Annotated in this window: 18 protein-coding genes and 1 riboswitch; of the genes, 13 read left to right on the forward strand and 5 right to left on the reverse strand. The window is 51.0% G+C overall.

The genetic code is table 11. The annotated features are described in order from the left end of the window. Positions 1 to 55 precede the first annotated feature (55 nt). Both EHT87_RS24465 and EHT87_RS24470 read left to right on the forward strand, forming a co-directional pair. Positions 56 to 775 (forward strand): SDR family NAD(P)-dependent oxidoreductase, encoded by a 720-nt coding sequence (locus EHT87_RS24465; RefSeq protein ID WP_124909294.1) that lies wholly within the window; start codon positions 56 to 58, stop codon positions 773 to 775. 47 nt (positions 776 to 822) lie between these two features. After that, positions 823 to 1,746, forward strand: a complete 924-nt coding sequence (locus EHT87_RS24470) for an SMP-30/gluconolactonase/LRE family protein (protein ID WP_124909295.1) — start codon at positions 823 to 825, stop codon at positions 1,744 to 1,746. A gap of 91 nt (positions 1,747 to 1,837) precedes the next feature. Here EHT87_RS24470 and EHT87_RS24475 read toward each other — a convergent pair whose 3' ends face one another. From EHT87_RS24475 to EHT87_RS24485, 3 genes are read right to left on the reverse strand one after another with little or no spacing between them, the layout of a single operon-like run. Beyond that, positions 1,838 to 2,341: a hypothetical protein gene (locus EHT87_RS24475; protein ID WP_185716344.1), complete on the reverse strand. Its 504-nt coding sequence runs from the start codon at positions 2,339 to 2,341 to the stop codon at positions 1,838 to 1,840. A gap of 28 nt (positions 2,342 to 2,369) precedes the next feature. Beyond that, positions 2,370 to 3,881 carry a SusD/RagB family nutrient-binding outer membrane lipoprotein gene (locus EHT87_RS24480; RefSeq protein ID WP_124909296.1) on the reverse strand — a complete coding sequence of 504 codons (1,512 nt, stop codon included), beginning with the start codon at positions 3,879 to 3,881 and terminating at the stop codon, positions 2,370 to 2,372. Between the two features lie 23 nt (positions 3,882 to 3,904). After that, complete coding sequence (locus tag EHT87_RS24485; protein ID WP_124909297.1) at positions 3,905 to 7,024, reverse strand: SusC/RagA family TonB-linked outer membrane protein; 3,120 nt, start codon at positions 7,022 to 7,024, stop codon at positions 3,905 to 3,907. Between the two features lie 492 nt (positions 7,025 to 7,516). Between EHT87_RS24485 and EHT87_RS24490 the strand changes: the two genes are divergently transcribed. After that, entirely contained in the window at positions 7,517 to 8,848 is a 1,332-nt protein-coding gene (locus EHT87_RS24490) for an amidohydrolase (RefSeq protein WP_124909298.1), read from the forward strand. Between the two features lie 68 nt (positions 8,849 to 8,916). Here the strand turns inward: EHT87_RS24490 and EHT87_RS24495 are convergent, their stop codons facing one another. Next, complete coding sequence (locus EHT87_RS24495; protein WP_124909299.1) at positions 8,917 to 9,822, reverse strand: S66 peptidase family protein; 906 nt, start codon at positions 9,820 to 9,822, stop codon at positions 8,917 to 8,919. Positions 9,823 to 10,137: 315 nt separating this feature from the next. Between EHT87_RS24495 and EHT87_RS24500 the strand changes: the two genes are divergently transcribed. From EHT87_RS24500 to EHT87_RS24510, 3 genes are read left to right on the forward strand one after another with little or no spacing between them, the layout of a single operon-like run. Next, positions 10,138 to 11,106, forward strand: coding sequence for a glycosyltransferase family 2 protein (locus EHT87_RS24500; RefSeq protein WP_124909300.1), 969 nt, complete (start codon positions 10,138 to 10,140; stop codon positions 11,104 to 11,106). Then, positions 11,094 to 11,891, forward strand: a complete 798-nt coding sequence (locus EHT87_RS24505) for a polysaccharide deacetylase family protein (RefSeq protein ID WP_124909301.1) — start codon at positions 11,094 to 11,096, stop codon at positions 11,889 to 11,891. Before EHT87_RS24500 ends, EHT87_RS24505 begins: the two co-directional genes overlap by 13 nt. Next, positions 11,888 to 13,075 carry a glycosyltransferase family 87 protein gene (locus EHT87_RS24510; RefSeq protein WP_124909302.1) on the forward strand — a complete coding sequence of 396 codons (1,188 nt, stop codon included), beginning with the start codon at positions 11,888 to 11,890 and terminating at the stop codon, positions 13,073 to 13,075. The genes EHT87_RS24505 and EHT87_RS24510 overlap by 4 nt, the downstream gene beginning before the upstream one ends. Here the strand turns inward: EHT87_RS24510 and EHT87_RS24515 are convergent. After that, positions 13,018 to 13,344 carry a DciA family protein gene (locus tag EHT87_RS24515; protein ID WP_114404177.1) on the reverse strand — a complete coding sequence of 109 codons (327 nt, stop codon included), beginning with the start codon at positions 13,342 to 13,344 and terminating at the stop codon, positions 13,018 to 13,020. The genes EHT87_RS24510 and EHT87_RS24515 overlap by 58 nt on opposite strands. A 377-nt stretch (positions 13,345 to 13,721) precedes the next feature. On the opposite strand from EHT87_RS24515, the gene EHT87_RS24520 reads away from it, so the two are divergent. The 7 genes from EHT87_RS24520 (at position 13,722) to EHT87_RS24550 (ending at position 24,644) form a co-directional block, all read left to right on the forward strand. Continuing rightward, a complete protein-coding gene (locus EHT87_RS24520) occupies positions 13,722 to 15,200 on the forward strand; it encodes a Gfo/Idh/MocA family protein (RefSeq protein WP_124909303.1) in 1,479 nt (492 codons plus the stop codon). Between the two features lie 270 nt (positions 15,201 to 15,470). After that, a riboswitch (SAM riboswitch) is annotated at positions 15,471 to 15,587 on the forward strand. Between the two features lie 225 nt (positions 15,588 to 15,812). Then, positions 15,813 to 17,117 (forward strand): O-acetylhomoserine aminocarboxypropyltransferase/cysteine synthase family protein, encoded by a 1,305-nt coding sequence (locus tag EHT87_RS24525; RefSeq protein WP_124909304.1) that lies wholly within the window; start codon positions 15,813 to 15,815, stop codon positions 17,115 to 17,117. Positions 17,118 to 17,221: 104 nt separating this feature from the next. Further along, a complete protein-coding gene (locus tag EHT87_RS24530) occupies positions 17,222 to 18,259 on the forward strand; it encodes a homoserine O-acetyltransferase family protein (RefSeq protein ID WP_124909305.1) in 1,038 nt (345 codons plus the stop codon). 294 nt (positions 18,260 to 18,553) lie between these two features. Further along, on the forward strand, positions 18,554 to 19,693 hold the full coding sequence (locus tag EHT87_RS24535; RefSeq protein ID WP_229321325.1) for an ROK family protein: 1,140 nt from the start codon (positions 18,554 to 18,556) through the stop codon (positions 19,691 to 19,693). A 16-nt stretch (positions 19,694 to 19,709) separates the two neighbouring features. Further along, a complete protein-coding gene (locus tag EHT87_RS24540; protein ID WP_124909307.1) occupies positions 19,710 to 21,374 on the forward strand; it encodes a beta-N-acetylhexosaminidase in 1,665 nt (554 codons plus the stop codon). 210 nt (positions 21,375 to 21,584) lie between these two features. Continuing rightward, positions 21,585 to 22,883 (forward strand): acetylxylan esterase, encoded by a 1,299-nt coding sequence (locus tag EHT87_RS24545; protein ID WP_124909308.1) that lies wholly within the window; start codon positions 21,585 to 21,587, stop codon positions 22,881 to 22,883. Between the two features lie 186 nt (positions 22,884 to 23,069). Continuing rightward, the gene (locus EHT87_RS24550) at positions 23,070 to 24,644 is read left to right on the forward strand and encodes an FG-GAP repeat domain-containing protein (protein WP_124909309.1); all 1,575 of its coding nucleotides are present in this window, start codon (positions 23,070 to 23,072) and stop codon (positions 24,642 to 24,644) included. The last annotated feature ends 84 nt before the right edge of the window (positions 24,645 to 24,728 follow it).

Consider the following 24,728-nt stretch of genomic DNA (forward strand, 5'->3'; position numbering starts at 1 on the left):
TGACTGGGCATTAGTGCCGGGCGTGATTAAAATCTACAATTCAATCATTGAAGTCATGAACACCAATCACGAAAGAGTTGCTTTAGTAACCGGTGCAAACCGGGGACTGGGAAAAGAGATTTCTGGCGAGTTGTGCAAGAAAGGCTATGCGGTCTTCATGGCTTCGCGCGATGTAGAAAAAGGTCGTGATGCCGTTCGTGAATTATGTGAGCAAGGGTATGAAGCCATCTTCCTTCACATGGATGTTACCGACCCGGTCAGCATCAAAAACGCTTATGGGGCCTTCTCCCAAAAAGCCAGTCATTTAGACGTTCTGGTTAATAATGCGGCCATTCTGGAAGATAGTGACCGGCATATATCCATTTGCAAACTCAATGCGGAGTCGCTGGAACGTACGCTCAAAACCAATCTTATCGGCCCAATCATGGTGATTCAGGATTTTCTGCCGTTTTTGGAAAAAAGTGAAATTGGTGGGCGAATCATCAATATGACCAGTGATCTGGGTTCTCTTTCTCACATGCAGGACGACTATCCGGCCTACAGTCTTTCAAAAACCGCCCTGAACGCGATGACCCGGCAATTTGCGGCTGCTCTGGCGGGAAAAAACATCGCCGTAAACTGCACTAATCCGGGCTGGGTACAAACCAGTATGGGCGGCTCCGGCGCCAATCGCTCCGTTGAAAAGGGAGCTGAGACGGCCGTCTGGCTGGCTACAGAAGCTCCACTTCACGACACGGGTAAGTTCTGGAAAGACAAACGGGAAGTGCCCTGGTAAGTGGAATTTGCTATCTTCGCATATTCCTGAACCTTACTCGTATGCCTATGAAATGTATTGGAAAAGGCAGCCTCCTTTTCGTGAGTCTGCTGCTGTGTTCATTGAAAAGCGTGAGCCGCGAAAAGCCGGTCAACGGAGCCGATTCGGTTAAAGTAACCGCACCGGGGGCCGTACCGAAACAGATTTCCAGCCAGTTTAAATTTACCGAAGGCCCCGCCGTCAATAAAAAGGGGGATATTTATTTTACCGATCAGCCCAACGATAAAATCTGGAAGTACGATACAGACGGCAAGCTGTCCTTGTATATGGACAAAACCGGACGTTCCAACGGACTTTTTTTTGATAAAAAAGGGAATCTGATTTCCTGCGCCGACGAAAAAGACGAGCTGTGGTCGATCAGCCCAAAAGGTAAAGTGACGGTTTTGTTAACTGATTTTGAAGGCAAGCGACTCAATGGTCCCAATGATTTGTGGATTGATTCGAAAGGCGGTATTTATTTCACCGATCCCTATTACCAGCGGGATTATTGGGAACGAAAAAAACCGGATCTTGACGGTCAAAAAGTCTATTATTTGCCCAAAGGGAAAAAACAACCGGTTGTCGTCGACGGCGATTTGATGCAACCCAACGGCATTGTGGGAACGCCTGATGGTAAGTTTCTGTATGTGGCCGATATTCGCGCCAACAAAACGTATAAATACCAGATCAACGGCGATGGTTCGCTGACCAACCGCCAGCTTTTTGTTTCGCAGGGTTCCGATGGGATGACGCTCGACAAGCAGGGCAATGTGTATCTCAGTGGCCGGGGTGTAACCGTTTATAACCCCACCGGCGAAAAACTTCAGGTGATTCCGGTTCCATCGCGCTGGGTTGGCAATATTTGTTTTGGCGGAAAGGACCGCAGCACGCTTTTCATTACCGCATCGGAGTCGGTTTACACTTTAGAGATGCAGGTAAAAGGGGTGGAATAAACGCGGCATCAACCACGCTTTATCCGAAAGACTATAAGTAAAAAGGCGATCCCGGCACCGGGATCGCCTTTTTACTTGTAATGCATACCAATCAGGCCAGAATGCGCACCCGCACGGGCGTCGCTACAACTGTAGAACCGTTGTCCAGCGTGACCAGGAAAACAAACGCAATTTCCCGGAAATTGGGCAAAGCCAGCAGAGTCGTAGGAACGGCGGGTCTTTTCGCGGCAAAATCCTTGACAGTCGTAGTAAACTCCGCCGTCGTTCCGTTTCCGGCGATGGGAGCGGTGTTGTAGTTGCCCGCCGTTGTCAGCGTTCCGGCGTTGATGCTGGTGGCGCCAGCCGCTACTTTGGTGATCTCCTTGATCGTCCGCCCACTCGAAGCCGGGATTGAAAGGGTAATTTTGATGTTACCACCAGCCGCCAGCGATACTTCGTAATACGGGTCGAAACCATAGGTCGTTGCACCTGTGTAAGTTACAGGAACGGCCGGCCGGTTGTCCTGAACCAGGTCGCTGTAAACGTAATCGTCTTTGCAGGAAACGCCGGCAAACGCGAGTACGGTAAGCAGAAGGAATTGAGTTATTTTTTTCATGATAGTATCTTTGTTAACGAATGACTGATTAATCAACATCCCACCACACGCGTACGTTGGACTGTGGACCCGGATTCGGGAAAGCCGGATTTCGCTCGATTTCCTGCGTGATGTAAGCCGCCCGAACCGGCCGCGTTCCGTCAATACCGACCGCATTCAGTGAAGCGGTCAGCTTGGGATAACCGGTTCTGCGCCAGTCGTTCCAGGACTCCAGCCCATTGCCCGTCCATGCAATCCACTTTTGGGTGATGATTTGTTCCAGTTTTTGTTCGTTGGTTCCCGTCAGCGTAGCCACATTCGGATTGGCCGCCAGGTACGCCGTAATGGCCGCGTCGGTGATGCCCGCCAATTTCATCGAAGCCGTAATGCCTTCGGTATAAAGCGCCTGCGGATCACCCGGCGTGCCGAGCGTCAGGGCCGATTCGGCCAGAATAAACGCCCGCTGAAAGTTAGTAACCAGCCGCACCGGTCCTTCACCCTGAGCACCGGTAACGTACGGAGCGTAGCGTGACCAGGTGGTGGCGGGCGAGGGCAAGGTACCCCGGAAACCGTTGTCAATGGTTACATAATCAGCGGCTGGTTTCGTGAAAAATACCGGTAGCCGCGGATCGGTTTTCGTTGGGTCGGTCGCACTGGGACGCAGTACGTTCAAAAACCGGGTGCTCATAATCAGTTCGTTACTGAATGAACCGAAAATGGCCAGGTTCCAGATGGCGCTGGTACTGCCGACGCTGCTACCAAATTTGACGTTCAGATCCTGCGCATTGCTGGTGATGTACATATTCTTGGTCAGCACCTCCGTGATGATCTGTTTGGCCAGAGCCGGCTCTTTTTTGCTGATGGTATTGGCCAGTTTCAGCAGCATGGTGTTACCCGCGCGTTTCCAGTTGTCCAGGTTTCCGCCGTAAACGATGTCATCCGTTGTCGGCTTGAGGGTCGAAGCCGCTTGTACCGGCGTAAGGGTCGAAGCCACTTCCAGGTCCGCCAGCCCTTCCCGCACCAGGTCGAACAAACTTTGAATACCCTGAGCCTGGTTTCCCTTGTAGATATCTTCCTGTTTGTCGAGCCGGGGTTGCAGAAATTCCTCGCCTTTCAGCGCCTGTGAATACGGAACATCCCCCCAGATATCCGTTGCCATGCTGAAGGCATACGCTTTCATGATCTTGGCAATACCGGTATACATCTTTGAATCGGTCTGGTTGGCCACTTCAATGAGTTTCTGGGCATTAACCAGCGTTCCTCCGTATAAATCGAAGCGCCATTGATTCCCAAAATCAGCTCCGTTGGTATTGAAAATATCATAAGCTGCCGGACTTCCGTTGGCCCCGGCGAGGTAGTTCATAACCACGGAGCCAAACCGGTTCAGTTCGCCATTGTTGGCAAAACCGGCACCGGCCAGCACGGTTGGCAAGAGAACAGAAGGAGTGGCTGTGGCCGAGTTATTGGGCGATACGTTGATATCGTCAACGAAACCGCCACAGGCACCCATCGACAACAGGATGGGCACCATCAGGTATTTTTTATAACTTGAGAAGTTCATTGTCAGAAAATGATGAAGGTTTATTAAAACGTAAACCGCAGATTGACCCCATAATTCCGGGTGTTCGGAGCGCCATTCAAATCGAGCCCCTGAATGTTACCCGCACCCTGCGTGTTTACCTCCGGATCCATGTAGTAGTTTGGTGCGTAGAAGAACAGATTCCGACCGCTTACCCCAACCGAAATACCGCCAAAAGGCGTTTTTCCAATCAGACTGGCGGGCAGGCTGTAGCTCAGGGCTACCTCACGCAAACGATAAACCGTTGCATCGAACACGGCTGCTTCCGACGCCAGACCACCCAGACCCGCCCAGTAGGTTTGGGCACTTACCTGAATGTTGTTCGGGGTATACGACTTGGTTCCGTCGGCGTTGGTTACTTCAATTACACCCGGCAAAATGCGGGGCTGGTCCCGATCAAATCCCGTTACTTTCAGGTGACCCTGGCTCCGCAAATCGACGGCACCAAATGAGTACAGTTGACCACCCTGGCGCGTATCGACCAAAACCGAAAGCGATAAGCCTTTGTAGCTGAACGTGTTTGTTAAACCGGCGGTCCATTTCGGATTGGGGTTTGCAATGACCTGACCGGCAATACCGGGTGTAAATTGACCGGTATTCGGGTTGATCAGGTAGTCACCCTGCGGGCTGCGGGCGTTGGCAGTTCCCACAATCACACCGTAGGGCTGATTCAGCACAATAGACGGGTTGATGCCGGTAAAAGCATTTCCGGTAATGGGTGACTGGGTGACACCGGGCGCAATCTCTTCCACTTTATTGCGGATGCGGGTAAAATTGAGAACCAGATCCCACTTGAATCCGCTGGCGGTACGAACCGGTGTTGTGTTCAGAACCAGTTCGATCCCCCGGTTCCGCATGGAGCCGACGTTGGTGGTGCGGGTGTCATACCCACTGGAGTTAGAAACCGATACGTTAAAAATCTGGTTGGTACTGCGACTGTCGAAATAGGCAAAATCGATGCTGGCCCGGTTGCGGAACAGCCCTAAATTAAGACCAACTTCATACGAACGCACAAACTCCGGCGTCAGATTAGGATTCCCGATCCGGCTGCTGATCCCAAAACCCGGCAGGCTGGCACCGACAGAAATCGGGAAGGTAAGGCTGGCCGCATTATTTCCGTAGGCGGCCGGTACGTAAACCGAGCTTAACAGATACGGATCCGCATCCCGGCCTACGCGGGCGATACTGGCCCGCACTTTAGCGTATGACAACACATTCGAATTGAGTTTGAAAGCGTCGGTGGGTACAAAGCTAAGTGCTGCGGAGGGATAGAAGTAGGTGTTGCTGGCTTTGGGGAGCGTCGACGACCGATCGACCCGGCCCGTTAATTCCAGAAACAAATAGTTCTGGTAGCCCAGTGAAAGCTGGCCGTAATACCCCACCAACCGGCGGAGCGTATTTGCTTCCGTACTGGCCGAGAATACCGCCCCGTTGCTTACGTTCTCAAAACCGGGAATGGACAGCTGCTGGCTAATGAGAGTAGGGTTCTGCGTTTTACGCTGGTTGATGTTATTTCCCAGCAACAGGTTGGCATTCAGACCTTCCAGAAACAGATTGTCTTTCTGAGCCGAAATGATCAGGTCACCGTTTAGCTCCGAGCGGAAGAAAATATCCTCCCGAAGTTCACCCGCGGGCGTCCGGGCCGAACCGATAGCGGCCACCAGTTTCCGGCGATCCGTGTACGTGTCGGCCGTGGCCCGGTACGAAACATTCAGCCACTTGGTGACGTCGTAACCAATCTGAATATTGCCAAAAACCCGGTCAACCTGACCTTGCAGCGTCTCGTTGTATGCACTCCACAACGGGTGGTTTTGGGTAGTTATGTAGTAATTGCTCCGACCGACCGCGTTTTGATAAGGACGGCCAATCAGGTCATAGCTGCGGGGAATCCGGGTTAATTGACCGAAGGCACTCCCGCCGTTACCACCTGGTATTCCATTCTGAACAGTTTGAACGTAGGTTACGGTTCCGTTCACTTTAATACCGTTGCTCAGTTTCGATTCACCCCCAAGCTGAATGTTCGTCCGGTTAAATTTGGTGTTGGGAATAACCCCTTTCTGTAGCGTATTGCCTACGGCCAGAATGAAATTCCGACGCTCGTCGCCGGAAGCGATGTTGAATGAGTTCTGAAGAATGCTGCCCTGACGGTAGAAATCCTTGACGTTATTGGGGTAGGCCTGATACGGAACGGTTTCGCCCTGTGCGTTCACAACCTGCGTCAGCGCACCCCCAAATTTCGGCCCCCACGAGTTACCTGACGAGTTGACGAAGTTATTCTGGGTTCCCTGGCCGTAATCGTTTTGAAATTCGGCCAAACCGTACACATTTTGTACGTTGAACGACGAGTTGACGGTAACCTCGGTTTTGCCTTTCATGTTCCGACCGGTTTTGGTCGTAATCACGATGGCGCCGGCCGAAGCTCTGGAACCGTACAAAACCGCAGCCGCCGGGCCCTTCAGCACGTTGATGGACTCGATGCTTTCCGGGTTGATGTCGGAAAGACGGTTGGCCGGTTGTGATCCGAAAAGGGTGTTTTCGGTCTGATTCAGGTCGTTGCTGAAAATGATGCCGTCGACCACGATCAGAGGCTGGTTGCTTCCGTTAAAAGACGTGACACCCCGGATGTTGATGTTCGTCGAAGCGCCCGGCGCTCCGCTGGCGGTGGTAATGTTTACTCCGGCCAGTTTACCCTGAAGCGCATTCAGAACATTGGGTTCCGAGCGTTGGGCCAGCACATCTCCCCGCACATCCTGCGTCGAATAGCCCAGCGAACGCCGGTCGCGCTCGATGCCCTGGGCCGTTACTACAACTTCGGATAATTGACTGGCGTCCGATTTGAGTTGGACGTTGACGACAGACTGATTACCGACTACAATTTCCTGGGTAGCGGTTCCGATGAAGCTAAAAACCAAACGGGCGTTGGCTGGAACATTGGTCAGACTGTAGTTTCCGTCTGAATCGGTGGTGGTACCACGGCTGGTACCTTTCAATTGAATGCTCACACCCGGGAGAGTGGAGCCGTCGTCGGATGAAGTGACTTTACCGGTCACCGTCCGATCCTGGGCTAGCGCGGGCAGAGCAAAAAGCACGCACATTAGCCAGAATCCGGCTAAACGTTTTCTCATAGATAGGTTATTATTTGGATGAACGTAAAAAAATGGATGCAAAAGTACTTCTATACGAGCAATAAATAAACCAAACAAGACGTTAAATAAATTTTTTTTCAGACATACCTATTTGCAGGCTTCTCAATCGGGTTTGGAAGAAGATCAGGCTGCTGGTAAATTATACAAAAACAGGTTCGGCTCTAAAAAGCAAAGGGGCATGAAGCGAATCAAACCGCTTTTAAGCCGATGCAATCTTAAAAAGAAAACAGTATATCGCTGAATGATAACAGATTATGAACTGGCTTTCGGCAGAAGCGAGCAGAGAGAAGAAATCATAAGGGTTGGAACCGTATGGTATTTCTAGTATATTTATTGGGGTAAGTCACGACGCTTTTAGATTGGGAAGTTTGAGTACAACTTTTTGTTATAATTTCCGTATAATTCAGCATCAAACTCGTTAATTGCATTTCAAAAATTGGTTCAAAGGACTTTCATAACGACGTATAGAGTATGAGTAAAAAGACGGTTTACGCACTTATTTACGCCATTTTTCCGATTGTGCTTCAGGCTCAGTCGCCCCTGAAGAATCAGATGAATAAACTGGCCGATGGATTGGAGAAAAAAGTAATTACATGGCGACGTGAGATTCACCAGAACCCGGAATTAGGCAACCGCGAACTCCAAACTTCCGCCAAAATTGCCGCTCATCTCCATTCGTTGGGTATCGAAGTGAAAACCAACGTGGCGAAAACCGGTGTTGTCGGTATTTTAAAGGGCGGAAAACCGGGCCCGGTGGTGGCATTGCGGGCCGACATGGATGGATTGCCGGTGACGGAACGGGGTGATCTGCCGTTTAAATCAACCGTAACGACGGACTATAACGGGCAAAAAACGGGCGTCATGCATGCGTGTGGTCATGATTCGCACGTGGCCATCATGATGGGCGTTGCGGAAGTTCTGGCGAGTGTCAAAAACGATCTGAAAGGAACCGTCAAATTTATCTTTCAACCCGCCGAGGAAGGCCCGCCGGCGGGCGAAGAAGGCGGGGCGCAACTGATGGTGAAAGAAGGCGTTCTGGAAAATCCGAAAGTCGACGCCATATTTGGTCTGCACATCAACTCCCAAACGGAAGTTGGAACGATCAAATACCGCCCTGGCGCCACGATGGCCGCCGTTGATTTTTTCAGCGTGAAAGTGAAAGGCAAACAGACACACGGAGCCGCTCCGTGGTCAGGCGTCGATCCGATTGTTACGACATCGCAAATTGTGATGGGGTTGCAAACCATCGTCAGCCGGAATCTGGCCATTACGGAATACCCGGCGGTGGTGACCGTCGGAGCCGTGCACGGCGGTATCCGGCAGAATATCATTCCGGAAGAAGTCAACATGATTGGAACCATCCGTTCGTTTACGCCGGAAATGCAGAAAACCATCCATCGGCGCATCAACGAAATTGCCACCAACATTTCGGAAAGTGCCGGCGCGAAAGCCGATGTCAAAATTGACGTCATGTATCCGGTAACCTACAACGATCCGGCTCTGACGGATCAGATGGTGCCCACGCTCGAATCCGTAGCCGGAAAAGACAACGTGCTCATCCGTCCGCTCGATACCGGTGCGGAAGACTTCTCTTTTTTCCAGCAAAAAGTACCCGGTTTTTTCTTCTTTCTAGGAGGAATGCCCAAAGGCCGAAAACTGGAAGATGCCGCCCCGCATCATACCCCGGATTTTTTCATTGACGAAAGCGGTTTTGGCCTGGGAGTCAAATCGTTATGCCATCTGACGGTCGATTATATGGAGCAGTGGAAAGGTGCCGGAATGGCGAGCGGAAAGAAGAAGTGAGGGCTTGAAACTGCCCTCGCTGGGGGCACGTTTCGATTAGCCGTTCTTTCAGCAGATTCCGTATTCGTTTAAAACCTCAGTTTCCCTCCCTCATGCGTCACCTCCAATTCCGCCATCCGCCCAATCGGCATGGCTAAATTGCGGGCCACATGGCCGACCGGAAAATCGAAGCAAACCGGAAAATCATACCCGGTTAGGTGCTCCGCAATAATTTCAGGAGCGGTTTTGCCGAACGGTGCCGACTCATTGATCCGCATTTCCGTAAACTGACCTACCATCAAACCGGCCAGACCCGCCAGCCGACCGGAGCGACGGAGTTGGATCATCATGCGATCCACAGAGAAAAGCGTTTCGTCGATGTCTTCAATGAACAGGAGCTTGCCGGTCAGGTCAATGTCAGAGGGCGTCCCCAAACTATGCATCAGCAGCGTCAAATTACCGCCTGCCAGTTGCCCCGTGGCAGTTCCGGGGCGATTGAGTACATGCGACGGGCTGGTATACGGCTCAACGGTTTCGCCAAAAAGGCATTGCCGTAAGGTTTCAATCGCTTCTTCGACGCCCTCACTCCCAAATAATTTGGGCATAATGGCGTGCAGGCTCTGAACGCCCAGGTGGTGCAGGTGGCAGTGCATAACCGTAATGTCGCTAAAACCCACAATCCACTTCGGCTTTTTTAGAAACTGCGTAAAATCAAGCTGATCGAGAATCCGGTAACTGCCGTAGCCCCCGCGCGCCGAAAAAATGGCATGAATAGCCGGGTCATCAAGCATCTGTTGCAGGTCGCGGGCACGCAGGTTGTCATCTCCCGCAAATTGAAAATAACTACTTCGGAGCGATTCACCTTCAACCACCTCCAGCGCCCACTCATTGCGGAGAATCCGGAAAGCCGGCTCGAGGGTCTCGTAGTCTAAACGGCTGGCCATCGCCAGCACGCCCACCCGTTGACCGGGCTGTAAAAAAGGGGGATGTATCAAATTAATTTCAGTTTTTGGAAGAAACGAAAACGCTCTTGTTTCAAACTGGTTTCCGGTTGGTAAGTCAATAGTCAAAGGCCCATTTTGGGTTTCTACAGCGCAAAGGCAACCAATTCGTTAGTCTTTTGTTTTTATTTCTAATAAAAATTTAATTTTAGATAACTAGCTGATATTAGCGAACTTGGCTACTATTTTTTAATTTGCCGGGAACTACTTACTGGAACTGGCTGCAAAAATACTTATTATTGTTTCTATATATTCAAAAGAATATACTACCATCTCTAGGTACGCAAAGATAAGATGCCGACTGAATTTATGAACCGACATACTGGCAAAATTAGTATTGTCGTTCCGGCCCACAATGAAGAAGAAAACCTGCCGGTTCTGGTGAGCCGGCTGGAAAGTGTGTTGGCGCCCTATCGGGAGTTTGAAATCCTGATCGTCGACGATGGCAGCATGGACAATACGCTCTATGTTTTGCAGCAGTTGAGCCATCTCTATCAGTCGGTTCGTTACCTGTCGTTTTCCCGGAATTTTGGTCATCAAGCCGCTTTACGGGCGGGTTTTGATCACGCAACCGGTGACTGCGTGATATGCCTCGATGCCGATTTACAACACCCCCCCGAACTGATTCCAACCCTGATTGCTCAGTGGCACGAAGGCTATGACGTGGTTTGTGCCATTCGGAAAACCGACCCGACCTTGCCGTTGATGAAACGAAAAACATCCCGCTGGTTCTACCGGTTCATCCGGGCGGTTTCCGATGTGAACCTGGAAGAAGGCGCGGCTGATTTCCGGTTGCTCGACCGCAAAGTGATTGAAAGTCTGAAACAGTATAAAGAAACGGATTTGTTTCTGCGGGGTATGATTACCTGGATGGGTTTTCGCCAAAGCCGGGTCGAATACCAGCCCGCTCAGCGCTACGCCGGAAAAAGTAAATACTCATTCCGTAAGATGTTTAATCTGGCTACCATGGGCATCACCTCGTTCACCACCAAACCGCTGTATTTGTCGGTGGTGCTGGGTTTCGGGATGTTTCTGTTCGCCTTGTTGTTCGGTGCGGAAGTTCTCTACGAAAAATATTTTACCGCTAATACGGTTTCGGGCTGGACCTCGATTGTCCTGCTGATTGTGCTGATCGGGGGCATTCAGTTCATCATGATGGGCATCATCGGGATTTACCTCGGGAAAGCGTTTCAGGAAGTAAAAAACCGGCCATCCTACCTGATTCAGGAATCGAATCTGGCGGATAAAGTCGTTAGTGTCGAAACATGGACCCGGTAGCCCGTCAGATTATGTTCACGGTCGATGTCGAGGAGTTCGATACGGCTCTTGAGTATGGTCACAATCTATCGCTCAACGAACAGCTTGTTGTTTCGACGCGGGGGCTGCGGCTGCTGGCCGACCGACTGGCGGCTCTGAACATTCGGGCCACCTTGTTTACCACTGCCAATTACGCCTTTCACGAACCGGAACTGGTCCGCAGCCTGGCCAAAACGCACGAGATTGCGTCGCACGGTTTTTTTCATACGACGTTTGAACCCGCCGATTTGCTGAAATCGCGCCGGACGCTGGAAGCGATCACGGGCCGTCCGGTGGTGGGTTTTCGCCGGGCGCGGATGGGTGAGGTCGACGAAACGGATTTGCTTGAAGCGGGTTATCGCTACAATTCATCGTTACATCCCACCTTTTTGCCGGGGCGGTATAACCACCTTCGGGAGCCGAGAACGCCTTTTCGCAGTGGCGATATTCTGCACATTCCGGCGTCCGTAACGCCCCGCTTGCGGTTGCCGTTATTCTGGCTGAGCCTGAAAAATTTTCCGTTTGCTATCTACAAACGCCTGTGTCTGAACACCCTGCAGACGGACGGTTTTTTAAATCTTTATGTTCACCCCTGGGAATTCACGGATTTGTCGGCGTATCCAAAAATCCCGGCCTACGTCCGGCGCTATTCTCATCAGCAATTGCTCGACCGCGTCGAAGCCCTGTTACGCTACCTGGCTCCCCACGGCGAATTCCAGACCATGCAGCACTTTTCGGAAACCTTTATACCAACTTTAAACGCATGAGCTTGCGCTGGCTGACGTTGCCTCGACTGGTGGCCTTGTTTATTCTTATTCTGACGGGGGCGGGGTTTCAAAAATACCTGATGGGCAGCATCAACAACTACCTGATGTTCTCGAAACCGTTTCATAACCTGCTTCTCAACAAGAGCATTTATGGGCTGCATCCCGATTTATACAACGACAACTACAAGTATAGTCCCACGTTTGCGTGGCTCATGGGGCCGTTCTATTACGCCCCGATCGGCGTCGGCGTTTTTTTCTGGAATCTGATCAATTCGGTCGTTCTTGCTTTCGGAATCTGGTATTACCTGGAGGGCGAAGACGATGCGGCCCGAAAACGGTGGATTGCCCTGCTGATCATTTTTCCCGAGGCCCTGGTTACGGCGCAGAACATGCAGAGCAACAACCTGATTGTGGGGGCCATGCTTCTGGGATTGTATCATCTGCGTGGTGAACGGGTCTGGCAGGCGGCCTTTTTCTTCGTTCTGTGCGGGTTTGTAAAGTTCTATGGCATGGCAGCGGCTTTGTTCTTCGTTTTTTATCCCAAAAAACCGCAGTTTTTACTGGCGATGACCGTCTGGACAATCGTATTTGCCCTGGCACCAGCCACCCTGATTCCGCTGGACAATCTGCTGAGCGAATACCAGGAGTGGTTCAGGGTGGTTATGGTCAGTACGTTAGGACGACTGGTTTCGGTCATGGGTCTCCTGGAAGTGTGGTTTGGAATGGCTAAAACCGATGCCAATCTGCGGGTCGTGGAAGCAATCGGCATGGTGCTTTTTCTGCTGCCTTTTCTGCGTTTCCGGCTTTGGAAGGATGGATTGTTTCAGCGCCGGATGATTGCGTACTTCCTGGTATTTATCATTATTTTCAACAAAATGGCCGAATCGCCCACGTACGTGCTGGCCGTAACCGGTGTGGCGCTCTGGTGGCTGACACTCGAGTCGCCCACGCGCCTGGATTGGACGTTGTTACTGACCGTGATTGTATTTACGTCACTTTCGCCAACGGACATTTTCCCCCGCTTTATTCGCAACGAGTTTTTTGTGCCCTACCGGATCAAAGCCGTTGGTTGTGTGCTGGTTTGGGTGAAATTACAATGGGAGTTGTGGACGCAACCGGTTGATAGTCAGATAAAAATAACATCTTCCAGTACGTCGGCGCCCATCTCGCGATTGATGAGCTGAATCATTTTCTGCTTGGCAATAACCAGTTCACTACGGAGCGGAGCGGAGTTGATTTCGATGTGTAACTTGCGGTCTTTAACATAAAGCCGGTTGGTGCGGGAAGCAATTGCTTTGCCCATCATTTTCTCCCAAAAAGCTTCGAGATACGTTTCGTTGAACCGGGTTTGCAGTTGATAGGACTTGAGCATCTGCCCGATCGCATCTTTCAGGGCTACCGTTCCGGCGCGACGGGAAGCGTTATCTTTGTCAAAGCGATAATATTGGGCCATACGAAACGGTGTCTTAACACAAAGGTAACGAACGGCCCGAAGGAATGGCAAGCCGGTTAGGGAAAAATTTTACGGCCCCAAAACGAAGGGCTGGACGACTCACCGGGTAAAAAGGCGGCATCACCAGCGGGCTAAAATGGGTTTCATCAGTAAACAGTTCACAAGGAGATCGTTACCTGTTCCGGGATTCGGGCGGGCCGTTAAGCCGCCAGCCTGCCAGCCGGTTTCCACCAGTCCGCCTGCCCATCGAAGCATCCAAACCGTTTCAGCCGTCGAACCACTCAACCGGTTTTAACCATTTTTTCGTCTTTTATTGGTAAATCTTTCCTAATTTGGACTTTATTTGTAGTGATTTACCTATAGTCCTTAACTGATTTATGCAATCTTCTGAAAAACCGTCGCAGACCTCGCGTCGCAAATTTATTCAGGCCGGAGCATTGGCTGCTGGTAGTTTCTTTATCGTACCCCGCCACGTGCTGGGTAGAGGATTTATTGCGCCGAGTGATAAACTGAACATTGCCGGAGTGGGCTTCGGCGGAAAAGGGTTCAGTGATACCAATAACTCCTATAACAACGGTGCCAACAACATCGTGGCCCTGTGCGATGTGGACTGGGGCCTGCCCCGGGTGAAAGAGAACTTTACGAAACACCCCAACGCCAAGCGGTATAAGGATTTCCGCGAAATGCTGGAGAAGGAAGGCAAAACCATCGATGCCGTTACGGTTTCGACCGCCGACCATACGCACGCGGTAGTGGCCATGGCAGCGATGCAACGGGGCAAGCACGTTTACGTACAAAAACCGTTGACGCATAACATCCATGAGGCCCGGATGCTGACTGAAGCAGCCCGCAAATACAAAGTGGTGACGCAGATGGGAAACCAGGGATCGTCGAATCCGCAGCAGAAACAAATGGTGGAGTGGTTCGACAAGGGATTGATCGGCAAAGTGCACGAAATTCAGATCTGGACCAACCGCCCCGTGTGGCCACAAGGAATTCCGGTACCGCAACCCGCTGAGAATACGCCGGTTGATCTGGATTGGGATCTGTGGCTGGGACCCGCCCAGAAAGTGGGTTATACGCCCGCGTATCACCCGTTCAAATGGCGCGGCTGGTGGAACTTCGGCGCGGGTGCCCTGGGTGATATCGGCTGTCACATCATGGATATTCCGTTCCGGGTGCTGGGACTGGGCTACCCCACGGAAGTAGAAACCAGCATTAGCTCGGTATTTTTGAAAGACTGGACGCCCGAATACAACCCGGAAGGCTGTCCGCCAGCGTCGCACGTGGAGCTGAAATTCCCGGCTTCGGCTAAAAATAAATCCGATGTAAAACTGATCTGGGCCGATGGCGGTATTCGCCCGTTCCGCCCCGACTTTTTACCGGCCGGGGAAGCGTATCCCGAAGGTGGCGAAAACGGTATGTTCATGGTCGGTGACAAAGGGCTGATTGCCTGCGGCATGTACGGCGATGATCCGAAACTGTATACCAAAGACGGACAGAAACTGGAAGCGGCACCGAAGCCAAAACCCGCCGACGGAGCAAAACCGTGGCCGGAAAATGGTCACCAGATCCTGTGGACCGAAGCTTGTAAAGCCGGCTTTAACAGCAAGGAACACAAAGGATTGACTTCTTCGTTCGACTTTGCCGGACCCTTGACCGAATCGGTTCTGATGGGTAACCTGGCCATTCGGAGTTACATGCTCCGGACGCCGAAAGCCGACGGAAAAGGCTTCAACTACCCCGGTCGTCAACGCCTGATGTGGGACGGTAAAAATATGAAAATTACCAACTTCGACGATGCAAATCAGTTCGTTTCGCGGCAATACCGCGATGGCTGGAAGCTTTCGATGTAAGCAAAATTAATCGGAGATGCCCGCAAGTGGGTAGCTCTACTGTAGTAAGACCTTCTGTTTCAAGGCCGTAAGGCCCGAAAACAGAAGGTCTTTTTTTGTGTACACGTTCCACCGTACACTAATCCATTTGTGTCATTTGAGGGCGTAGAGACTGTTTCAGTTTAAAAAATTTGCAGCATCGGCCTTCGTTCGCTATACTTGCGGCTCAAATCAAGTTCCCATACGATTCGAATCACCCCGAATCTTTGCGACAGGCTTCCTGTTGCGCTTGGTTTATAAAGAAGAGGCAAGAGACCGGGCTCGGTGAACCTCTGGCAACCTGCCGCGCGGCAAGGTGCTACATCCCGCCTACGGTTTGCTCCGGCATACCGATAGGAGATATAAATCGAACATACACATGATCAACATTCGATGCTGTATGCCCCCTGCGGGCTACTAATCACACACTCCAACGACACCGACAACCGGGAGAGGCTATCGGCAACGGACTGAATTCTACCCGAATGCAGCGTACTTAGGCACGATCTCACCGGCTCCCGGGTAGTAACCCGGCTGATGCTGAATTGTAATCCTGACTCTATTAATCATTAACCATTTAACTAGTCGACAACTATGTCAACACCATTGCATTTTGAAACCCTTCAACTTCACGCAGGCCAGGAAGCCGACCCCACCACCAAATCACGGGCTGTTCCGATCTATCAAACCACGTCGTTCGTGTTTGATAATGCTGAACATGGCGCCAAACTGTTTGCCTTACAGCAATTTGGCAACATTTATACGCGGATAATGAACCCCACTACCGACGTTTTCGAAAAGCGCATTGCCGCTCTCGAAGGCGGAGTGGCGGCCCTGGCCGTTGCCTCCGGCCAGGCGTCGCAGTTCATTGCGCTGAACAATATTCTCAGTGTCGGCGATAATTTTGTAACGACGTCCTTTCTCTACGGTGGAACCTACAACCAGTTTAAGGTTTCGTTCAAACGAATCGGGATCGATGCCCGCTTTGCCGACGGAGATACGGTCGAAAGTTTTGAGCGGCTGATCGACGACAAGACCAAAGCAATTTATTTGGAAACCATTGGTAATCCGCAATTTAACGTGCCGGATTTTGAGGCCTTTGCGGCTTTGGCCCAGAAATATGATTTGCCACTGATTGTTGATAATACCTTTGGCGCAGGCGGTTATTTATTCCGGCCCATCGAACATGGCGCGGCTGTGGTGGTGGAGTCGGCAACGAAGTGGATTGGCGGACACGGAACGAGCATCGGGGGCGTGATTGTCGACAGTGGGAATTACAACTGGGGAAATGGCAAATTCCCGCAGTTTACCGAACCATCCGAAGGGTACCACGGCCTGGTGTTCAACGACGTATTTGGCATTGGCGGACCGTTTGGAAACATCCAGTTCATCATTCGGGCGCGGGTCGAAGGACTCCGCGATTGGGGCCCCGCGCTGAGTCCTTTCAACTCATTTTTGTTTCTACAGGGAATTGAAACGCTGTCGTTGCGCGTTGACCGCACCGTTCAGAATGCGCTCGCCATTGCGCAGTGGCTGGAGCAGCATGAGCAGGTCGAAGCCGTTTATTACCCGGGACTGGAAAGTAGCCCCTATCATGAATTGGCCAAAAAATATCTCAAACGGGGTTTTGGTGGCGTATTGACGTTCAAACTGAAAGCCGGTGCGGCAGCCGCCGACCGGTTTATCGATAGTCTGAAAATGATTAGCCACTTAGCCAATGTTGGAGACTCAAAAACGCTGATTATTCACCCGTCGGCTACTACGCACCAGCAACTGAGTGCCGCCGAGCAAACCGGTGCGGGTGTTGCACCGGGTCAGTTGCGCCTATCGGTTGGTACTGAACACCTCGACGATATTAAGGCTGATCTTGAACTGGCGTTTGCCGCCATCGCTGCCTAATTTTAGTTCCTGGTTTACGGTTTCTGGCTATAAAGGTCTGTAAAGTGTGCAAACACTTTTAGAACGGAGAAGTAGAAACCGTAAACTAACAACTCTTTTTTCGATTGGAAACCCGGTTTTTTGATTACAAATACACCTTCGCTTTAGAGTCAGGCGCAGCTTTATCGGGCTTCCGGCTGGCTTATACGACCCGTGGAACGCTGAACAGTGACCGCTCAAATGTCGTCTGGATCTGTCATGCTTTGACGGGCAGCGCCGATCCCGGCGATTGGTGGGAGGGAATGATCGGGCCGGGTAAATTCTACGATCCGGCGCATCAGTTTATCATCTGTGCCAACGTGTTGGGGTCGTGCTATGGCTCAACCGGGCCGTTGTCGGTTAATCCGCAAACCGGCCAGCCCTATTACCATGACTTTCCGCTGGTGACCATTCACGACATTGTGAAGGCACTGGATCTGCTGCGGCAGGAACTGGGCATCGAACAGATTCAAACCTGCATTGGTGGTTCGCTCGGCGGTCAGCAAGCGCTGGAATGGGCCATTCAACAACCCGGAGTCATTCAAAATCTGATCCTGATTGCTTCCAACGCCGTGATGTCGCCCTGGGGAATTGCCTTCAACGAAGCGCAACGCATGGCCATTCGTGCTGATCCAACGTGGAGCGAAAGCCGCGACGACGCCGGCCGAACGGGTCTGAAAGCGGCCCGGGCGGTGGCTTTGTTATCCTACCGAAATTACGACACCTACGGTTTTACGCAGGCACTCGACAATAACGAGCAGCTTGATCAGTACAAAGCGTCGAGCTACCAGCAGTATCAGGGCGAAAAACTGGCAAACCGGTTCAATGCCTACACCTATTGGATTCTGTCAAAAGTAATGGATTCGCACAATGTTGGCCGAAACCGGGGCAGCATCAGTTTGGCCCTCGAACAGGTCGTTTCCCGAACGCTATCGGTTGGCATCAAATCCGATATTCTTTTTCCGCCTATCGAACAAAAAATTCTGGCCCGGCACATTCCGGATGCCCGCTACGAAGAAATTGACTCCCTGTATGGCCACGACGGTTTTCTGATCGAGACCAAACCGCTTACTCAAATTATCCGCACCTGGATGGAAGAAGGGAAGCCCCTGGTGAAAGTATAGCAAAATAGTCTGGAAGCTAGAGAAGTAAATTCCGCATTTTCTTCCGTTTTTATATACATTCGCGTTCGTTTTGTATATATTCTATAAGGATAATGCAAAACAAATACCGTTATTTTATAAATAATTTAATAGAATCGCGCTATTAATAAATTATTTTAAAATATACTTCTTATATTTCAACGATTTTCATCTCATGGAGCCCTTACACGTGTATTGATTTTTATGGAGGCAAATGATACAGTATCTATTGTAGACAAGAAAAAAAGTCGTTTAAAGCGCGGTATACTGAAAGAAATGTATCGGCTTGGTTCCCGAACGCTGGCTCAGTTAGCGAAAGCGCTGCATGCCAGCGTGCCATCGGTCACCATGCTGATTGATGAATTGGCCGCTGAACACTGGGTACAGGAAATCGGTACCGGCGCGGCTCAGTATGGACGTAAACCGGCATTGTTTGGGCTACGACCTGGTAATCAGGCGGTTGTAGTGGTCGATATCAGTGTTCATGACGTCAAGCTTGTTATCTTCGATTTAACCAACCGGGTGCTCGATCGCCTTGACGTCAACTTACGTTTAGAAGACTCCGTTGCTTTTCTGGAAGCGTTGAAAGAGCCGCTGGAGGAAATTGCACAGCGCATCCAGGAGTACCAGTTAACGGTTATTGGCGTCGGTTGCGCCCTGCCCGGTCTGGTCGACCCACGAACCGGTATTAATTATACCTACAAAAAACTAAACCGCCCGGAGCAGTCGTTGCAGCAGTTGCTGGCCTACTGTTTCGATGCTCCCGTCTACCTCATCAACGACACCAAAGCCACCATTCTGGGCGAACACCGCTTTGGCCTGGCCAAAGGCAAGAACCACGTACTGTCTATCAACATCGACTGGGGCGTGGGGCTGGGCGTTATCAACAACGGCGAGATTTTGCAGGGGCTGGCCGGTTTTGCGGGCGAATTGGGCCACATTCAACTTCAGGCCGATGGCGAATTGTGCACGTGCGGAAAAGTGGGCTGCCTCGATACCCTGACCTCGGCATCGTCGCTGATTCGCCGGGTAAAAGCCGGTTTGCGGGAAGGACGCGTCTCCAAACTGGCCGAAGAAAACTTTGAAGATATTGACGTCCAGCTGGTGATTGACAAAGCCCGGGCGGGTGATGAACTGGCCATCGATTTGTTGAATGAGGTGGGCAGTGAACTGGGAAAAGGGTTATCCATTGCCGTTCATTTATTTAATCCCGAACTGATCATCGTCAACGGCGTAGTGGCCAAAGCCGAACGACTCATTACCAGGCCCATCGAGCAGGCTATCGACAAGTATTGCCTGGCCGATTTCCGAAACAAATTGGTTATCAACGTTTCCCGGCTGGGCGAAATGGCAAAACTCTACGGCACGCAGGCTTATGTCGTGCAGTGTTTGCTGGAGCACGAAGAAATTCCCTAACTAATCCGTTTACTGAATGAAAAATTTGCTTCTCTGTGCAGTGATTTTTTGTCTGACAATTCGGCTGTCCGAAGCGCAGACGCCCCGTTATGCCATCATGCCCCAACCCGTCCGTCTGGACGAACAAAAGGGGAATTTTAAATTGCCGAACGACCTGGTGATCAGTATCGCAACCGACAACGCGGAAGTGCGTCGAGTGGCTGAACTATTGGCCGGACAACTTGCCAGATCGACCGGCCGAACCCCCAAAATCAAGACAGGGAAAGGCGGCACGATTGTTTTTGTAACGCAACAAAGCCCGAAATTGGGCCGGGAAGGTTATTTTTTGAATGTAACGCCCAAGCGCATCACACTGACGGCACAGCAGCCCAACGGTTTTTTCTACGGTGTTCAGTCCCTGCTGCAATTAATGCCCGCCGAGGTGTTTGGAGCTGCCGTGGCTCCGGGTGTTGACTGGTCGGTGCCCTGTTGCGCCATCGAAGACCAGCCGCGCTACGGGTATCGCGGTGTTATGCTGGATGTGGGACGGCATTTTTACCCCGTGCCGGCGGTTAAAAAATTCATTGATGAAATTGCGCTTCACAAAATCAACATGTTCCACTGGCACCTGACCGAAGACCAGGGTTGGCGGATTGAAATCAAAAAATACCCCAGACTGACTGAAATCGGCTCGACCCGGAAAGAAACCATGCTGGGTCATTACCGGAACAATAAATTTGACAAAACACCCTACGGCGGTTTTTACACCCAGGACGAAATCCGGGAGGTGATCAAATACGCTCAGGACCGGTTTATCAACGTGATTCCGGAGATCGAGATGCCGGGACACTCGATGGCCGTGCTGGCGGCTTATCCGCAATTGGGGAGTAATCCGGATAAAATCGTGCCCGTAACGGGCCGGTGGGGCGTGCACGAGGATGTGCTGTTCCCGCGGGAGGAAACCTTCCAGTTTCTGCAGGATGTACTAACCGAAGTGATGGACTTATTCCCGAGCCAGTACATTCACATTGGGGGCGATGAATGTCCTAAAAAACAGTGGATCGAAAGCCGGTTTTGTCAGGATCTGATCAAAAAACTGGGGCTGAAAGACGAGCATGAATTGCAAAGTTATTTTATCGGACGAATCGACAAATTCATTACCTCGAAGGGTCGCAAAATGATTGGCTGGGACGAAATTCTGGAAGGTGGTTTGTCGCCAAATGCAACCGTAATGAGCTGGCGGGGTGTCAATGGCGGTATTGCTGCGGCCCGCCAAAATCACGACGCGATTATGACGCCGACTACGTTTTTCTACCTCGACTACTACCAGGCTGACCCCAAAACGGTTTCGCAACCGGTGTCGATTGGCGGGTTGCTGCCGCTGGAAAAAACGTATTCGTACGAACCGGCTCCCGATAGTTTATCGGCGGAGGAACTGAAACACATCATCGGGGTTCAGGCCAACCTCTGGACGGAATACATCAAGACCCCGGAACATGTTGAATACATGCTGTTCCCGCGGGCCATTGCGATGGCTGAAATTGGCTGGACGCCCAAAGAACGCAAGAACATCGATAATTTTAAACAGCGGCTGGAAGTTCACAAAAAACGGCTCGATGTACTGGGAATCAATTACTTCGGCGCGCCGATCAACGCGAATTTTATGTACGTAAAACCGGATGGCTCGACGGGGAAATTGTAGCGCCCCCAATCGGCTATAAACAGCAAAGCCCGGATTTGTCGTCCGGGCTTTGCTGTTTATAGCGGGAAAGAATGCATTGTTCAGAAACTAGCAGCCCACAGCGGCCTTTTTCCGGGATCAAATAAGTTAGTCTCCTTTGACAGGTAGAGAACGCGCTTTTTTTACTTACCAATAAAAACTACTGATTACGATTTCAAAGCCCGATTCCTTATGAAAAAATGCCTCCTGCTGGTCCATTTGTACCTGCTTGTTACGGTTTGTGCACTTGCCCAACCCGCCGAACGTCCCATTAAAATTGTTGTGGCCCCCGATCATGTCGACTGGCAATACCGCCCCGGCGAACCCGTTAAATTTACCATTTCTGTTTTGCAAAATGGCAACCCCGTCAAGGGTGCCAAAATCCGGTATGAGGTTGGGCCGGAAAAAATGGACCCAACAAAACAGGAAACCGTAACGCTCGCCAATGGAACCACAACGGTCGATGGCGGTACGATGAAAACACCCGGTTTTCTGCGCTGCGTCGCCACCGCCGACATCAACGGCAAAACTTACCGCAACCTGGCGACGGCGGGTTTTAATCCGTTGCAGGTAGCGCCAACCGTCGAAAATCCCGCCGATTTTCAGGTGTTTTGGGACAGTGCCAGAGCCGAATTGAGCCGCATTCCGCTCGATGCCCGGATGACACTCCTGCCCGAACGGTGTACCGAAAAAGTAAATGTGTACCATGTAAATATACAGAATTATGCCAACTCCCGGCTCTACGGCATTCTTTGCGTACCGAAGCAGGAGGGGAAATACCCGGCTTTGCTGCGGGTGCCGGGGGCCGGAATCCGTCCGTACGGAGGCAACATCGCCGATGCAGAAAAGGGCATTATCACCTTGGAAATCGGGATTCATGGCATTCCCGTTATTATGGACCCGGTGGTGTACACCAATTTGAGTGCCGGTGCTTTGGGCGGTTACCAGAATTTCAATCTGGACGACCGCGACCGGTATTACTACAAGCGGGTGTATCTGGGCTGCGTTCGGGCCAACGATTTTCTGGTGAGTTTGCCACAGTATGACGGAAGTAATCTGGCCGTAACGGGTGGGAGTCAGGGCGGAGCCTTGTCCATCACCACGGCCGGTTTAGACAAGCGTGTGAAGTGGCTGGGGGCGTTTTATCCGGCTCTGTCCGACGTAACGGGGTATTTGAAAGGCCGGGCGGGCGGGTGGCCGCACTTGTTTTACGGCAAGTCGTTGGCATTCAATAACACGCCCGCCAAAATCAAAACCGTGGCCTATTACGACGTCGTCAATTTTGCCCGGATGATCAAAGTGCCCGGCTATTATTCGTGGGGATTCAACGACGAAACCTGCCCGCCAACTTCCATGTATGCTTCTTACAACGTAATTTCAGCCCCGAAACAGTTGAAATTATACGAAGATACCGGCCATTGGACTTATCCCGAGCAAAATGAACTGATGACCAACTGGCTGGTGCAGCAGTTGAAGGGAACGGGCAAGTAGGTCGATTTTTTCGGCCAGTACCGTAATAAGGCTTCGGATCACCCTAATTCACAGCAGATTCTTTTCTTCATCCGAAATAGTATCCGGTAAAGCTGCTAAATTGCCGGCGATGCGGACACTCTGCAAAGAGTCATTCGGCCTTATTGACTATGGTAGCTGCCAATCGCTCGAATTCGGTTTTTGTATATGAGACTATTATTTCCCTGTTGTATTTTAGTATACCTACTGAGTTCATGTACGGCTAAAAAACAGAATGACAAAACTGAATTAAGCGATATACCGGTTTCGGGACTCTCGGGGAAAGAGCTGTCGATGGCGCATTGCAGCCGCTGTCACGCCTTCGTGAGTCCCGAATTCCTATCAAAAGCGAATTGGCAGGATGTGCTTCCGGCCATGGGGCATCGGATGGGTATTTACAGTGGCGGATCGCGCCCCGACAGTTTATTTGATGCGGGCGCAAGCGGCACCCAGGTGCGCAATGCCAATATTTATCCCGAAAAACCGGTTTTGGCCAAAGAAGACTGGGCCAAAATAGTGAGCTATTATCGCGAGAATGCACCGGACACCATCTTGCCGCCCCTTCGCAAAAAGCCTGTTCGGATCGGGCTGCCGCATTTCAAATACCGGGAAACTTCCTTTTCCCATCGACCTTCCCTGACCACCCTGGTCAAAATTCTTCCTGATAACCGGGGCATCGTATTCGGTGATGGAAAAAACAGACGCAATATTTTAACATTCCTGACCCCTGATCTTCAGGAAAAGTACAGTATTCCGCTGGAATCGACACCGATTCAGTTTTATGAAAAGTCAACGGAGCTCTACCTGACCACGGTTGGCCGGGGTGTTTTTCCAACGGATGCCTCGGAGGGAGCCATGCAGCGATTGGTCAAAAGTGGATCGGAACCCGTCTACAAACTGGGGAATGTGGCCATTCCCAATCTACGGCGACCCGTTTTTATGGCTTATGGCGATTTAAATAAAGATGGGTTTGATGATGTCGTGGCCTGTGAATTTGGTAATCAGACCGGCCAGCTGGCCTGGTATGCCAGCAACGGACGAGGGGGCTATGACCGAAGGATTTTGCGGGAAAAACCGGGTGCAATCACGGCTGTGATCAAGGATGCCAATCACGATGGGTTGATGGATATTTATGTCCTCATGGCGCAGGGTGATGAGGGTGTTTTTCTGTATGAAAATCAAGGAGAAGGAGTATTTCAGGAGAAACGCTTGCTGACCTTTCTGCCACTCAATGGCTCCCAGTATATAGAGCTGGCCGATTTTAACAAAGACGGTTTTGATGATATCGTCTACGTTTGTGGCGATAATGCGGATAAAACACCGATTTTGAAAAAATATCACGGTATCTATATTTTTCTCAATGATGGAAAATCCAACTTTAAACAGTCGTATTTTTATCCGTTAAATGGGGCCTACAAAGCGATGGTGCGCGATTATGATTTGGATGGTGACCTGGATATTGCGGCTATTTCGTTTTTCCCCGACTATCTTCGCTACCCCGAGGAAAGCTTCATCTATTTGAAAAATAAGGGCAATTTAAAGTTTGACAATTATTCATTTCCGGAAGCCCAGAAGGGAAGATGGGTGGTCATGGATGCGGGCGATATGGATGCCGATGGCGACATCGACCTGGTTTTGGGTTCGTTTGTGTATTTTTTACCACAAGGAGATATGACTGGACTCGGTAAAAAATGGCTGTCGGACGGCCCCTCGGTCATTGTTTTGGAAAACACAATCCGGTAGCTTTTACGATTCAATCCGGTTCCAATTCCCTTTTTCATTGAGTAGGCATCCGGAATTCAGAAAAGTTTACAATTGCAGTCTCAT

The organism is Larkinella knui (assembly GCF_003858645.1).
Lineage (GTDB): Bacteria > Bacteroidota > Bacteroidia > Cytophagales > Spirosomataceae > Larkinella > Larkinella knui.

Excerpts from the sequence above, each read along its gene's own strand:
- EHT87_RS24510 (WP_124909302.1), top strand. The coding sequence starts at position 11,888 with ATGAGCTTGCGCTGGCTGACGTTGCCTCGACTGGTGGCCTTGTTTATT.
- EHT87_RS24550 (WP_124909309.1), top strand. The coding sequence starts at position 23,070 with ATGAGACTATTATTTCCCTGTTGTATTTTAGTATACCTACTGAGTTCA.
- EHT87_RS24535 (WP_229321325.1), top strand. The coding sequence starts at position 18,554 with ATGTATCGGCTTGGTTCCCGAACGCTGGCTCAGTTAGCGAAAGCGCTG.
- EHT87_RS24540 (WP_124909307.1), top strand. The coding sequence starts at position 19,710 with ATGAAAAATTTGCTTCTCTGTGCAGTGATTTTTTGTCTGACAATTCGG.
- EHT87_RS24515 (WP_114404177.1), bottom strand. The coding sequence starts at position 13,344 with ATGGCCCAATATTATCGCTTTGACAAAGATAACGCTTCCCGTCGCGCC.
- EHT87_RS24520 (WP_124909303.1), top strand. The coding sequence starts at position 13,722 with ATGCAATCTTCTGAAAAACCGTCGCAGACCTCGCGTCGCAAATTTATT.
- EHT87_RS24475 (WP_185716344.1), bottom strand. The coding sequence starts at position 2,341 with ATGAAAAAAATAACTCAATTCCTTCTGCTTACCGTACTCGCGTTTGCC.
- EHT87_RS24465 (WP_124909294.1), top strand. The coding sequence starts at position 56 with ATGAACACCAATCACGAAAGAGTTGCTTTAGTAACCGGTGCAAACCGG.
- EHT87_RS24470 (WP_124909295.1), top strand. The coding sequence starts at position 823 with ATGAAATGTATTGGAAAAGGCAGCCTCCTTTTCGTGAGTCTGCTGCTG.
- EHT87_RS24525 (WP_124909304.1), top strand. The coding sequence starts at position 15,813 with ATGTCAACACCATTGCATTTTGAAACCCTTCAACTTCACGCAGGCCAG.
- EHT87_RS24485 (WP_124909297.1), bottom strand. The coding sequence starts at position 7,024 with ATGAGAAAACGTTTAGCCGGATTCTGGCTAATGTGCGTGCTTTTTGCT.
- EHT87_RS24500 (WP_124909300.1), top strand. The coding sequence starts at position 10,138 with ATGAACCGACATACTGGCAAAATTAGTATTGTCGTTCCGGCCCACAAT.
- EHT87_RS24545 (WP_124909308.1), top strand. The coding sequence starts at position 21,585 with ATGAAAAAATGCCTCCTGCTGGTCCATTTGTACCTGCTTGTTACGGTT.
- EHT87_RS24505 (WP_124909301.1), top strand. The coding sequence starts at position 11,094 with ATGGACCCGGTAGCCCGTCAGATTATGTTCACGGTCGATGTCGAGGAG.
- EHT87_RS24480 (WP_124909296.1), bottom strand. The coding sequence starts at position 3,881 with ATGAACTTCTCAAGTTATAAAAAATACCTGATGGTGCCCATCCTGTTG.
- EHT87_RS24490 (WP_124909298.1), top strand. The coding sequence starts at position 7,517 with ATGAGTAAAAAGACGGTTTACGCACTTATTTACGCCATTTTTCCGATT.